Source organism: Oscillospiraceae bacterium, assembly GCA_009780275.1.
GTDB lineage: Bacteria > Bacillota > Clostridia > Oscillospirales > UBA929 > WRAI01.
On record WRAI01000011.1, the window covers coordinates 47,514 to 60,450 of the forward strand.

Below are 12,937 nucleotides of genomic sequence, written 5' to 3' on the forward strand. Positions count from 1 at the left end.
TCAAATATCATATAATTCCGGCTAAACGCTCTCAATCCGCTCCATCGTCACCATCACAATGGCAGCCTCTGCCTCCTCCATCGTAAATACACCACGTTCAATCAAGCGGTCAAGCACCGTTATATCTTCGTCGCGAAGCTCACCGAACAGTAAGTAAAACCCCAAATAAGCAACATGATCGCGCATAAACGGGTTTCGGAATTCCGTCATTTCAGCATAGGTGAAGAGTTCGATTTCAGTGGCAAAATCCGGTGCTGTTGTCCAGCGGAAACCGTCTTGTTCTTCGGTATAGCCTAAGGTGCGCAGCACCAACGTGATAAATTCCGGCATACTAATCAATCGCCCAAAGCCAAATTGTCCCTCCATCGTGCCGCCCATGCCACGCACATAGCCGCGTTGATGAGCGTAGGCAATATGCGGCCGTGCCCAACTGGGCAGATGATCATCAAACGGGTTGGGTAGGTCGGCTTCAACGGCAGCTTCTTCCAAGCCAAGGAAACGAATCATAAAGATAACAGCCTCTTCGCGCGTCAACGGACGGTTCAACTCAAAGCCGTTGTGCGACCCGCGGAACAGTCCTAAACTGCGAAGTGCGTGCGCGTGTTCGCTAAATTGCTCTCGATAAGTACGTTCAAAGCGATAGGTGCCATCAACGCGCAACACCGCATTGATAGAGCCGTTCACAGCGCGCCCGCCTTCAACTGTAAGGTAAATATGGTTGATAGTCATTGCCGTGCCCGGTTGCTGCTCAATACCTGTGGTTAAGTTGATGGCAGTTGTTGCAAGATATGCCTGACCACGCTCTAACACAAACGTAGAGCCTACGACAAGCGCCATTGTCATGTCATCGGGCAGTTGGATAAGCATATTGCGCGTCGTTGACATGGGTGCCATAGACATGCGGTGGATAGCATCACGGATTAAATTGCTTGATGATTGCACAATCATTTCTTCCGCGCTAGCGTTAGAGAAATGATTTGAAAGCATTGACATTTGATCGCGCAAGCGTGATTGCGTCGCCGCTATATCACTTTGGATTGCATTGTTTGCCGCCGCACGAATAGAAGGCGCAAATACATTGTCAACATACGAACGTGTGACAACAGGATCATTGGCGGTCGCACTACTGAGAAGCAGTGACACCAACAACACCAAAGAAAGCAGCAACGCAATTTTCTTCATAACAGCCTCCATTTTGCCATGTGTGAACTTTATAGTTTCGACATCACATAATCGGCAAAAGCGTCACTGGTCGCGCCTGTGTCTCGCCCAGTAATAACCAACTTTTTCTCTTCGTACATGCAGACGTTCAACGCTTTTTCCAAGCGCGAAGACTCGTCAATTTTGCCGATATGTTCGAGCAGCATCACCGACGCCCGCAACATCGAACAGGGGTCAGCATATTGCGCACGCCCTTCTTCCACCATGCGTGGCGCACTGCCGTGGATGGCTTCAAACATGGCGTAACGCTTGCCGATATTGGCACTGCCCGCTGTACCGACACCGCCTTGGAACTCAGCGGCCTCGTCAGTCAAAATATCGCCATAAAGGTTGGGGAGTACAAAAACCTCAAACGCCGTCCGACGTTTTTCGTCAACCAATTTTGCTGTCATGATGTCGATGTACCAGTCATCATAAGTGATTTCGGGGTAATTTTCGGCGATTTCTTCGCAAATTTTCAGAAATTTACCATCCGTCGTCTTGACAACATTGGCTTTTGTGACTGCCGTGACGCGCTTGCGTCCGGTCTTTTTAGCATGTTCAAACGCCAATTTGGCAATACGCTCGGTGCCACCAGTTGTCGTGACGCAGAAGTCGATGGCAATGTCATCATCGGCATGAATGCCTAAACTACCAACAGCATATGACCCCTCCGTGTTCTCACGGAAAAAGACCCAGTCGATATTTTGGTCAGGCACTTTTACAGGACGAACATTGGCGAATAAATCCAGCGCTTTGCGCATGGCGACATTGGCACTTTCGATATTTGGCCACGGGTCGCCGGCACGAGGAGTAGTGGTTGGGCCTTTGAGAATGACGTGGCAGGCTTTCAATTCTTCCAGCACGTCATCAGGAATGGCCCTATCGCACGCCGCACGGTTTTCAATCGTCAGACCATCGATGGTACGAAACTCGATTTTCCCGGCTGAAACTTCGGCCGCCAACAAGTGCTGCAATACACGCGCACTTTGTGCCGTAATGGCAGGGCCGATGCCGTCACCGCCACAAATACCGATAATGAGCGGCGCACACTTGGCGTAATCAATAAAGTCAGCTTGTTCCGCCATAGCCGCAACGCGGGCACGCTGCATATCAAGGATTTGATCAATGCGTTCGTGTACGAGTGAGTAGTTCATATGTAAGCTCCTCCGTAGAGGATACAAATACCGCTAACATCTAACTATACAAAATCTTTATTTTGTATAGTTGAGGGTAACACAATACCTGTTCCTCTTCTTTTTATCCCTCTCAGTATACTGCGTAAAAAAGATTATGTCAAGTGAAATGTTTAGGAATATTTCAACAATTCCGGCAAACAATAGGTGTATCGCTCAATTCTTAACGTTTAAGGAGGCCATCATGAAACGTCGCTTTATTTCAATAATTCTAGCCATCGTTTTGCTGCTCACCTTTGCTCCCGTCGCATTTGCGCAAACCATCGCCGAGTCGCCAACTGTGGAGATTTTCGCCAAGAACACCACCGTCGGCAATGAAATCGAATTTTCACGCAAAGATTTCACGTCACGCATTATCGGTGACGACAAACTACAGGGCATTATCATCACAGGTCTGCCCGATGCAGAAATCGGCAACTTATACGTCATGGAACGTCAATTGATGGTTGGTGAGGCTATCACAATTGATAATCTTGACAACTTGCGCTATACTCCTGCTGCCGACAGTGTTTCGCAAGCCAGTTTCAGCTTTTTGCCGGTCTTTTCCGGCGGCGTGAGCGTTGATAACGTGACCATCAATGTCGCAGTGCTAGAAGAACCAAATCAACCCCCTATTGCGCAAGACGTAACGTTGTCAACCTTCCGAAATGTTGCTATTACAGGTCAATTTAACGCCAAAGACCCCGACGGCGATCCGCTGACGTTTAGGATTGCCGGCAAGTCGCGCCGCGGTGAAGTCAAGCTTAACGCTGACGGCAGTTTCATTTACACCCCCTATCACAACAAACACGGACGCGACAGTTTCACCTACGTTGCCGTTGACTCGTACGGCAACACATCGGCACCCGCGAAAGTCGAAATAACCATTGCGCGTCAACAACCCAAAGTCAGCTACCACGACATGGACGGACATCCGGCGCATTATGCGGCATTGCAACTGGCCGAGGCCGGCTTAATTGTCGGCGAACAGGTTGGCGGACGACATTTCTTCCACCCCGATACACCGGTCAGTCGTGCGGAGTTTTTGGCATTGGCGGTCAATGGCCTGAAGCTTAGCGAAGTGACACCAACGTTGCGAACTGGCTTTGCCGACGATGAGGATATACCGGCATGGGCTAAGCCTTATGTCAACCTAGCCGTCAACGCCCGTTGGCTGAGCGGCGTTACGCAAGAAGATGGTCGGCGGGCATTCCAACCCGACTTCCCCATCACACGCGGTCAAGCAAGCGTATTGCTAAACAACGCACTAAATTTGCCAGATAGCGACATGGTGTATGCATTTGCCGAAGACAGTGCTGTCCCCTCTTGGGCGGCGCAATCGGTGACGAATATGCGTGAGAATGGGCTGTTTGACACGAATGATGTGCTAAATCTCGACGCACCTATGACACGCGCTGATATTGCCGTGATGTTGCACCATGTTGTGACGGCACAGCAAACGCCGCAGCCGCAACGTACGGGGGTGTTTGGGTGGTTGTTTGGGTAGATTCAGCATGGGCGGCAAGAGTGCCGCCCCTACATACCATTCAACCACAAGCGCATGCCTTCGGCTTGAAAATCTTTAAGCTTTTTGTATCCAAGTTTCTCATAAAATCCTGTTTGGTCGCGTGTTATAAGATTCACAAGTATTTGGTCAAAGTCTATGCTCAGTATATACTGCCTGATTTGCTCCATTAGCCCTCTGCCGATTCCTTTGCCTTGATAATCGGGATGGACAACAACATCCATAATCAACACTTGCGTGCCATCGGTAATCAACCGTGCCATACCTACTGCGTTACTATCAACTACTGCCGCAATGATAAAGTCAGATTTATCTAATGCATATTGCACACGCGCTTCAGATATATCACGCCATCCCACAGATTTACGTAGCTTGCAGTAATCTTCTACTGACAAGACGTTGTTGTATACGATATTCATAAATCACCTTTTTTGCATTAACTATAACACACACGCATTGACAAAACAATCCATTTAAGGGTATAATGGCTCGAACAACAGAAAATTTCGGAGGTAAACAACCATGTCCCAACTCAAAGGCGCCTGTATTATCGGGCAATCGGGTGGACCAACGTCGGTCATTAACGCCAGCGCACTTGGTGCGATTGAAACGGCACTCAAAAACCCTAATATCACCAAAGTTCTCGGTGCGGCACACGGCATTCGTGGCGTACTTGATGACGTATTGTACGACATGGGGCAAGAAGACCCTAACGAATTGTCACTGCTAAAGTATACCCCCTCCTCTGCCCTGGGCTCATGCCGCTACAAGCTGGCTGACCCTGATGTTGACGATACTGATTACAAGCGCATTTTGGAAATTTTCAAAAAATACGACGTGCGCTATTTCTTCTACAATGGCGGCAATGACTCAATGGATACTTGTAATAAAATCAGCAAATACATGCTCAAAAACGGATATGAATGTCGCGTTATGGGTATTCCTAAAACTATTGACAACGACCTCTACGGCACTGACCACTGCCCCGGCTATGGCTCGGCGGCGAAATATATTGCCACAAGCTGCATGGAAGTCTATCAAGACGCACGTGTCTACGACATCGGCATGATTACCATTTTGGAAATCATGGGTCGCCACGCGGGTTGGCTAACGGCGGCGGCGGCGTTGGCATCACATGGCGGTGCGGGTCCCGACTTGATTTATCTGCCCGAGCGCGAATTTGACATGGATGTTTTCCTCAAAGATGTGAGCGAGGTTTACAAGAAGAATGGCAAGGCGATTATCGCTGTTAGTGAAGGCATTCAAGACAAAGACGGCAAGTTTATTTCCGAGTATGGTTCAACAATGGCGACGACTAAGGACTCATTCGGCCACGCACAACTGGGCGGTTTAGCGGCGACGCTGGCGAATATTGTCAAAGAGCACACCGGCGCGAAAGTACGCGGCATCGAGTTCAGCTTGCTGCAACGCTGCGCAGCGCACGTTGGCTCGGGTACCGACATTGCCGAGTCTTACTTGGCAGGCCAAACAGCGGTTGAGCAAGCTGTCGCAGGTGTGACCGACAAAATGGTGGCATTCAAACGTCCCGAGTCGGGCGAATATAAGTGCGAAACCGTATTGCTCGATCTGACTTATGTTGCCAACACGGAAAAGAAAGTGCCTGACGCGTGGATTAACGCTGCCGGCAACGGCCTGACGCAAGATTACATTGACTATGCCCTGCCGCTGATTCAAGGCGAGACGGATATGGTAAAAGTTGACGGTTTACCGCGATTTGCGCGTCTCAAAAAGGTAAAGATATAAAGAGTGTCGCAAACACCCCTCAAATGCCGCAAAACCGCCGCAAAACGAACTGTTTTGCGGCGGTTTTTGTGTTTTGTACGGGCGTTTTTTACTCACTTACCCGTGTATAAACCTCTTCTTGCCATCCGCGACGAATGGTGAGTTGATTGTCTGTGATTTCAAACTCATCCCATTCGGCGCCATTTTCAAATGTACTTGGCGACATGAAGATTCTGCCACGATCAAGCTGCCATGAGAATGAACTTCCTTCGCTGCCGGGACTGCCGTGCCATGTTGTGCGCACAATGCCACCGCCGTTTTCGCTAAACGTGCGCCGAAGTGTGCCGGTACGAAGCATAGGCATGTCGTCTTCCCAGTCTGAACCGATCCAGCCGTAAACTTCGCGCTCCCATGTGCCGAGCAGTTGGCGCTCGAGTCCGGCCATACTTGAGCTGCTGGATACAAACAGAATACCTAAGGCGATAACCAATACCGCAGCAATAGCGATCATGGCAATCATTTTCGTGCGCCTGTGTTGCTTTGGTATTGGCTTCGTCGCAAGTCGCACACCAGGCGGCGGCAAGGGTTGTGCCGTTGATAAGGATTGCAAATAAGCAGCGACGTCAGGGGTGACAGCCGCAGTACCGCAGGCCCCGCAGAATTGCTTGGTCATTGGTTTGCCGCATTTTGTGCAGAATGCCATTTTATTCCCCTACCCTTTTTTGTTTTGCTCTCCCGGCGCGTCCTATATATCGACTTTTTTATGACGCCTCTTTACGCCGAGTGACCACAGGCTCACCTTCGCCGTTTATGACAGCAGCAGTGATGACAACGCGTTCAATGCCAGGGTCGGTGGGTACATCGTACATGATGGATGTCATGGATTCCTCTAACACCGAGCGCAGGCCGCGCGCCCCAATGTTGCGTGCCAATGCCTTATCGGCAATGGCTTCCAAAGCCTCTTTTTCAAAATGCAGTTGTACGTCATCGAGGGCAAAGAGTTTACAATACTGTTTGGTCAACGCATTTTTGGGTTGCGTTAAGATACGCACTAAATCCTCACGTGTCAAGGCTTTTAATGCCGCGATAACCGGCAAACGGCCGACCAGTTCGGGAATGATACCGTATTTTACCAGATCGTGAGGTTGGATTTCTTGGAGAATGTTGGCCTCTTCGCGCTCTTCCTTGGTTTTTACAGGCGCATTGAAACCGATCGTGGCATTGCCCATACGGTTTTCGATGATTTTTTCCATGCCGTCGAAAGCGCCACCACAGATGAACAGGATATTGTCAGTGTTGATTTGCATAAACTCTGAGTGCGGGTGCTTGCGTCCGCCTTGCGGCGGCACGTTGGCGGACGTTCCTTCCAGAATTTTCAGCAACGCTTGCTGCACACCCTCGCCGCTGACATCGCGAGTGATGGATACATTTTCACTCTTGCGGGCGATTTTGTCAATTTCGTCGACATAGATGATGCCTTGTTCAGCCCATTCAATGTCGAAATCGGCAGCTTGGATAAGGCGTAACAGAATATTTTCGACGTCCTCACCAACATAACCAGCTTCAGTCAATGTTGTGGCGTCGGCGATGGCGAACGGCACATCTAAAATGCGTGACAACGTTTGCGCAAAAAGCGTTTTTCCACAACCGGTCGGGCCGAGAATTAAAATGTTGCTTTTTTGAATTTCGACATCCTCGCCTGTTTCGTCGAGGTTATAGATGCGTTTGTAGTGATTGTACACCGCAACGCTGAGTGAAATTTTTGCCGCCTCTTGCCCGATGATATATTGGTCAAGGGTTTGATAGATTTCGCGTGGTTTGGGCAGTTCGCGCTTTTCAGCGGTTTCAGTTGGCTTTTTGTCTTCAAACGACATTGGTTCGTCGTCCAAAATATTCAAGCACAGGCGAATGCACTCATCACAGATACACGCGCCGGGACCGGCTATCATACGCTTAACTTCGTCCTTTTTCTTGTTGCAAAACGAGCAGCGTACGGTTCTTTTTGCGTCATTTGACATGGAATTACCCCCGTGTTTTTGTCACGCCCCGTATACGGCGCATTACCATCAAAATTCCGCGACTATGCGAAAAGCGTCGTTTTCACGTTATCGCTCCAATTTTAATACGCGCCTACTCGGCGGCTCTTTATCCCCTTTTACTGATTACTTTGTCGACAAGTCCGTAGGCGACAGCCTCTTCGGGCGACATAAAGTTGTCGCGCTCGGTGTCGGTTTCGATTTTTTTGACGGTTTGGCCGGTCATTTGTGCCAGCATATCGTTGAGTCTCTTGCGAGTATTGACCAAATGCTCGGCATGAATACGCACATCAGTGGCTTGACCGCGTGCACCGCCTAACGGTTGATGGATCATGATTTCCGAGTTTGGCAAAGCGTAGCGTTTTCCTTTTGCACCGGCAGCAAGCAAGAATGAACCCATGCTCGCCGCGATGCCCATGCAGATAGTGGAGACATCGCACTTGATAAACTGCATGGTGTCATAAATCATCATGCCAGCTGTGACCGAACCGCCGGGGCTATTGATATACAACTCGATGTCTTTATTGGCGTCGCTGGCTTCAAGGTAAAGCAACTGTGCCACAACGAGTGAAGCCGTTGCATCATTGACCTCATCGCTCAAAATAATAATTCTGTCGTTGAGCAGGCGCGAGAAAATGTCATATGAGCGTTCACCGCGGTTAGTTTGCTCGACAACCATTGGTACCAATGCCATTGTTTTGTCCTCCATGTTATCATATTCTTAAAGTGTGGGTGATTTGTCACTATATCATATTGACAGTGCAAACTTTGTCATTATTCAGCCGGTACGTCAGCTTTTTCAGCTGTTTTAATAGTTGCAGGCTTTTTAGCGGCGGGTTTCTTTGCCGCAGACTTGGCACTATCGGTTGATTTCGCAGTGGGCTTTTTTGCAGCCGGTTTGGCTTCGTCAGTTGACTTTGCGGCTGTCGGTTTCTTAGCAGCGGGCTTTTTTGCAGGTGCTTTTTTTGCCGCAGCGGGCTTCTTCTCTTTTTCTTCGACAGCTTCAGTGATTTTTGCGCTTGCTTTAACGGCCTCTATGGCGGCTTGGACACGCATATCGCGAATCAATGTCTTTTCATCCAGCATATCGCGGATCTTTGATTCCTCTGTCCGATAATCGACAGCCATTTTGGCAAAGCGTTCATTGAGCTGCTCGTCAGAGATTTCGATTTTTTCTTCGTCAGCGACACGACTCAGGGCTAAGTTGGTTTGAACATTACGCTCAGCTTGTGTTTTAAACTGCGCCATCAGCGCCTCTTGGTCCATGCCGGTGATTTGTATGTAGGTATTCATATCGATGCCTTGTGAGGCCAGCTGATAGTTGAAGTCTTCCACAATGCGTTCGACAGCGGCATCAATCATCGACTGTGGGATATCAGCTTTGAAGTCTTTGAGTAGGCCTTCAATTAGCTGTTCCTCAACAACGCGATCAATTTCGGATTGCAAGCGAGCTGTTTTTTCATCTTTGATTTGTGCACGAAGTTCATCCAGGGTGTCACAATCGGACAAGTCTTTTGCCAGTTCATCGTCGAGTTCAGGCAATGTTTTGCCTTTGACTTCATGGATTTTTACTTTGAATACGGCAGGCTGTCCTGCCAATTCATCGCTGTGATACGGGTCGGGGAAAGTTACATCAACGTCAAGCTCATCGCCAGCTTTCTTGCCAACGAGCTGTTCTTCAAATCCAGGAATAAAGTTGCCGCTTCCAAGTTCCAATGTTTGATTTTGCGCCGTCCCGCCGTCAAATTGTTTTTCATTGGAAAAACCGGCGTAGTCCATAACAACGATGTCGCCGTTTTCAGCAGCGCGTTCGACAACCTCAACACGCGCGTTACGAGTGCGCAGGCGGTCGAGCTCGGCGTCGACTTCTTCGTCTGTGACGACAACCGGCCTTGACTCGGCAGTCAAGCCCTTATATGCGCCAATTTCGGCTACGGGACGTACATCGACGGTAGCTTCAAAAACAAAGCCGCTTTCGTCGACTGAGACCATATTGACATCGGCGCGACCAACAACATCTAGCTCAGCCGCATCCGCCGCTTGGCGGTAGGCGTCTGGGTAGCAGATGTTAATGGCATCTTCGTAAAAGAAACTCTCGCCGTACATTTTTTCAATCATTTTGCGCGGGGCTTTACCAGGGCGGAAACCTTGGATTTTGATTTTACCGACATTCTTTTTGTAGGCTTCCTCGATGGCCGCGTTGAAGTCTTCGGCCGATACTTCAATGGTCAGTTTCGCCTGATTTTTTTCGAGGGTTTCAACGTTTTTGAGTGCCATGTGTTGTACTCCTTGTATTTACTAATAATTTCTAACATATAATTATACCATAAGTTTTAGCCATTGTCAAAGTCGAAAGGGTTTAAAGTTCAAAAAGTCGGCTGAAATGAGCTGGTAGTCAAGTCCACCGCGGACACCGAGCTTGGCACGATTACAGCTTTTGCCGTGCAAATGCCCGTAAAAACAGCGCATGACGTTATATTCCAACATTAAATCGACGACTTCTTTACAAGTGTAGCTTTCAATCATAGGCGGGTAATGCAGAAAGCAAGTGACTTCTTTGTCTGGATATTTTTGCGCTTCTTGGAGTGAGGTTCGCAGACGCATTAGCTCACGATTCATTATTTTGGCGCTGTGCTCGCCGCGCTCTTCTTCGTAAAACCAGCCGCGTGTGCCGCAGAACACAAATTCTTCACAAACATGCGCGTTGTTGTGCAGGAGTTTGAACTTGTGTAAACCGTGTGCGTTCCAAAAGTTTTGCATTTTGTTGGCAGTTTCCCACCAGTAGTCGTGATTACCTTTGACGAGATAAATGGTTTTACAGTTAAAATTGTGGACGTACTGAAAGTCGGGCAAGGCTTGCATCAAGGTCATAGCCCAGCTGAAATCACCGCACAGCACAAGTGTATCGTCATCTGTCAGTACACTTAGCCCCTCGTTCAATTTTTCCATATAGTTCTGCCAACGTCCGCCGAAGATATCCATCGGCTTATTCATTGACAGGGAGAGGTGCAAATCACCGATTGCGTAAACTGCCAAAGAGAGCCCACCATTTCTGTATAATTTTTCTGCCTTTTGCCTACCATAATGATATCGTAAAAAAGGAGGCAATGTATCATGCACAATCAGCCAAATCAAAACAAACTCAACGGTGTCAGCTGCAGTGTGTCAACTTGCACGCACCACGGCCCGGGCAACATTTGCTGCGCAAAAACCATCAAAGTCGGCACGGAATACGCTGAAAGCAAGGCCGAGACGTTTTGTTCGACGTTTGAGAATAAGACGTATTGATTGCACTACGCTTATCTGTTTACAGCGCGATGAGGACATCGCGCCTTACATAGCGGCAAACCTCTCCACTACGCCGCGCATTTCATTGACGGCGACACATTCTGTAAAGCGGATTTTCTTGTCGGCTAATTTGGCAATGCTTTCCGGAACTTGCCAGCCTGTTAAGGCCGCTAAGGCTTGTTCATGATTGCCGTCAGTCCCCTCTCCCAGTGCCGACAATACGGCGCCGGCGAATTTGAATGGGCTGGCTGTTGAGACAATCAGCATAGGGGCATTATCGCCCGCTTCTGCTTTATAGCCTTGCGCCACATTGTAACCTACGGCTGTGTGTGGGTCGAGCAGGTATTGGTATCGTGCCCAAATGTCAGCGATGGTGGCTTTTGTGGTGGCTTCATCACAGGCCGCAGCGTAAAATTGTTCTTGCAGTTTAGCCTTTACATCATCATTGACGGTGTAATGTCCGTTGGTTTTTAGTTGCGCCATCCAGTTTTTGACGGCCTTACTGTCATTATTACTCAGTGCGTATAGTGCGCGTTCAAGATTGCTGGAAATTAAAATATCCATTGAGGGACTGACCGTTGTATAGAAGTCGCGGCGTTTGTCATATGTGCCGCTGTTGATGAAATCGGTCAATACGTCGTTTTGGTTGGAGGCGCAGAGTAATTTTCCAATCGGCGCGCCCAGTTGTTTGGCATAGTATGCCGCTAAAATGTTGCCAAAGTTTCCCGTTGGTACACAGATGTTGAACGTCTCGCCGATTTTAAGCTTATCTTGCTCAACCATATCGACGTAGGCTGATATATAGTAGACAATTTGTGGCAGAACACGCCCCCAGTTGATAGAGTTTGCGGACGAGAAGAAACAGTTTTGCGCAGAAAGTTGGGCTTGCAGCTCTTTGTCTGCAAAAATTGTTTTAATGCCGCTTTGCGCGTCGTCAAAATTGCCTTTGACGGCACAAACGCCGAGGTTTTCCCCTTCCTGCGTCGTCATTTGCAGCTGCTGTACAGCGCTCACACCGTCCTGCGGGTAAAAAACCATCGCTTTTGTGCCGTCGACATCACGGAAACCATTCATCGCGGCGATGCCTGTGTCACCCGATGTTGCCACTAAGATGCACGCCGTGCGCGTTTCACCAGTCTTGCGTAACGACGCTGTCAACAAATGCGGCAGAGCTTGCAACGCCATATCTTTGAAAGCATGGGTCGGGCCGTGCCACAGTTCAAGCAGACAGTCATCGCCGACGGTAACGACTTTAGCGACGGCCGGGTCGTTGAAATTACTGTATGCTTTTGCGCACAAAATTTCCAGTTCTTCGCAGGAAAATTCGGGCAAGAATAATGCCATAATGTTTGCCGCGCGTTGCGCGTACGTCATTTGGGCGAAAGTTTGCCAGTGCTCCGGCGTAAAGTTTGGCAATTGGCTTGGCAGAAATAATCCGCCGTCATCGGCCAGACCTTGCGCGATGGCTTGTGCTGCCGTTCGTTTTAGTGTGTTGTCGCGGGTACTGATGTAGTGCATGATTCCACCAACCTCATCATGTTCTTGTAGAATAACTTGTCTAGCTGTGCGGCCGTCCAGCCGCGCTTAGTCAGTATATCACACAATACCCCATACTCGTCAAGCCCTTTTACGCTGTTGACCATATTATAAGTACCGTCATCGTTGTAGCAACCATCCCAGTCGCCGCCCAACGCAATGATATTTTCACCGCTCAAATTCATCCAATGTTCGAGGTGTTCAACAACGTTTTCCCAAGACGCGTTATCGGTGCCGGCAACAAAAGGCGCGTATAAATTCAAACCGACAACACCATTGATGGACTGAATTTTCTTGAATTGCTCGTCTGTGATGTTGCGCAGATGGTCGCAGCACCGCCGTGAGTTGGAGTGAGAAAAAAGGACAGTGCCACCTGTTTCTTGCGCCACATCGAGGGCATCTTTGATAGCAGCGGCTCCTGCGTGCGACAAGTC

Annotated in this window: 13 protein-coding genes; 3 read left to right on the forward strand and 10 right to left on the reverse strand. The window is 49.0% G+C overall.

Features of this window, described 5'->3' with window-relative positions; translation table 11 throughout:
• Positions 1–21 precede the first annotated feature (21 nt).
• A complete protein-coding gene (locus FWE06_04790) occupies positions 22–1,182 on the reverse strand; it encodes a hypothetical protein (GenBank protein MCL2546496.1) in 1,161 nt (386 codons plus the stop codon).
• 29 nt (positions 1,183–1,211) lie between these two features.
• Complete coding sequence (locus FWE06_04795; protein ID MCL2546497.1) at positions 1,212–2,357, reverse strand: isocitrate/isopropylmalate family dehydrogenase; 1,146 nt, start codon at positions 2,355–2,357, stop codon at positions 1,212–1,214.
• Positions 2,358–2,580: 223 nt separating this feature from the next.
• On the opposite strand from FWE06_04795, the gene FWE06_04800 reads away from it, so the two are divergent.
• Positions 2,581–3,882: an Ig-like domain-containing protein gene (locus FWE06_04800; GenBank protein MCL2546498.1), complete on the forward strand. Its 1,302-nt coding sequence runs from the start codon at positions 2,581–2,583 to the stop codon at positions 3,880–3,882.
• Positions 3,883–3,911: 29 nt separating this feature from the next.
• Here FWE06_04800 and FWE06_04805 read toward each other — a convergent pair whose 3' ends face one another.
• Complete coding sequence (locus FWE06_04805) at positions 3,912–4,319, reverse strand: GNAT family N-acetyltransferase (GenBank protein MCL2546499.1); 408 nt, start codon at positions 4,317–4,319, stop codon at positions 3,912–3,914.
• A gap of 103 nt (positions 4,320–4,422) precedes the next feature.
• Between FWE06_04805 and FWE06_04810 the strand changes: the two genes are divergently transcribed.
• Positions 4,423–5,664 carry a 6-phosphofructokinase gene (locus FWE06_04810; protein MCL2546500.1) on the forward strand — a complete coding sequence of 414 codons (1,242 nt, stop codon included), beginning with the start codon at positions 4,423–4,425 and terminating at the stop codon, positions 5,662–5,664.
• 88 nt (positions 5,665–5,752) lie between these two features.
• Here FWE06_04810 and FWE06_04815 read toward each other — a convergent pair whose 3' ends face one another.
• The 5 genes from FWE06_04815 to FWE06_04835 form a co-directional block, all read right to left on the reverse strand.
• Positions 5,753–6,346, reverse strand: coding sequence for a zinc ribbon domain-containing protein (locus FWE06_04815; protein MCL2546501.1), 594 nt, complete (start codon positions 6,344–6,346; stop codon positions 5,753–5,755).
• Positions 6,347–6,404: 58 nt separating this feature from the next.
• Positions 6,405–7,661, reverse strand: coding sequence for an ATP-dependent Clp protease ATP-binding subunit ClpX (gene clpX, locus FWE06_04820; protein ID MCL2546502.1), 1,257 nt, complete (start codon positions 7,659–7,661; stop codon positions 6,405–6,407).
• Positions 7,662–7,788: 127 nt separating this feature from the next.
• A complete protein-coding gene (gene clpP, locus FWE06_04825) occupies positions 7,789–8,373 on the reverse strand; it encodes an ATP-dependent Clp endopeptidase proteolytic subunit ClpP (GenBank protein MCL2546503.1) in 585 nt (194 codons plus the stop codon).
• A gap of 80 nt (positions 8,374–8,453) precedes the next feature.
• Positions 8,454–9,956 carry a trigger factor gene (gene tig, locus FWE06_04830; GenBank protein MCL2546504.1) on the reverse strand — a complete coding sequence of 501 codons (1,503 nt, stop codon included), beginning with the start codon at positions 9,954–9,956 and terminating at the stop codon, positions 8,454–8,456.
• Between the two features lie 66 nt (positions 9,957–10,022).
• The gene (locus FWE06_04835; GenBank protein ID MCL2546505.1) at positions 10,023–10,715 is read right to left on the reverse strand and encodes a metallophosphoesterase; all 693 of its coding nucleotides are present in this window, start codon (positions 10,713–10,715) and stop codon (positions 10,023–10,025) included.
• A gap of 78 nt (positions 10,716–10,793) precedes the next feature.
• Between FWE06_04835 and FWE06_04840 the strand changes: the two genes are divergently transcribed.
• On the forward strand, positions 10,794–10,967 hold the full coding sequence (locus tag FWE06_04840) for a DUF1540 domain-containing protein (GenBank protein MCL2546506.1): 174 nt from the start codon (positions 10,794–10,796) through the stop codon (positions 10,965–10,967).
• A gap of 45 nt (positions 10,968–11,012) precedes the next feature.
• Here the strand turns inward: FWE06_04840 and thrC are convergent, their stop codons facing one another.
• Both thrC and FWE06_04850 read right to left on the reverse strand, forming a co-directional pair.
• Positions 11,013–12,485 (reverse strand): threonine synthase, encoded by a 1,473-nt coding sequence (gene thrC, locus FWE06_04845; GenBank protein MCL2546507.1) that lies wholly within the window; start codon positions 12,483–12,485, stop codon positions 11,013–11,015.
• Positions 12,452–12,937, reverse strand: a 486-nt coding sequence (locus FWE06_04850; GenBank protein ID MCL2546508.1) for a dipeptidase, incomplete at its 5' end; no start/stop codon positions are given. The genes thrC and FWE06_04850, both read right to left, overlap by 34 nt.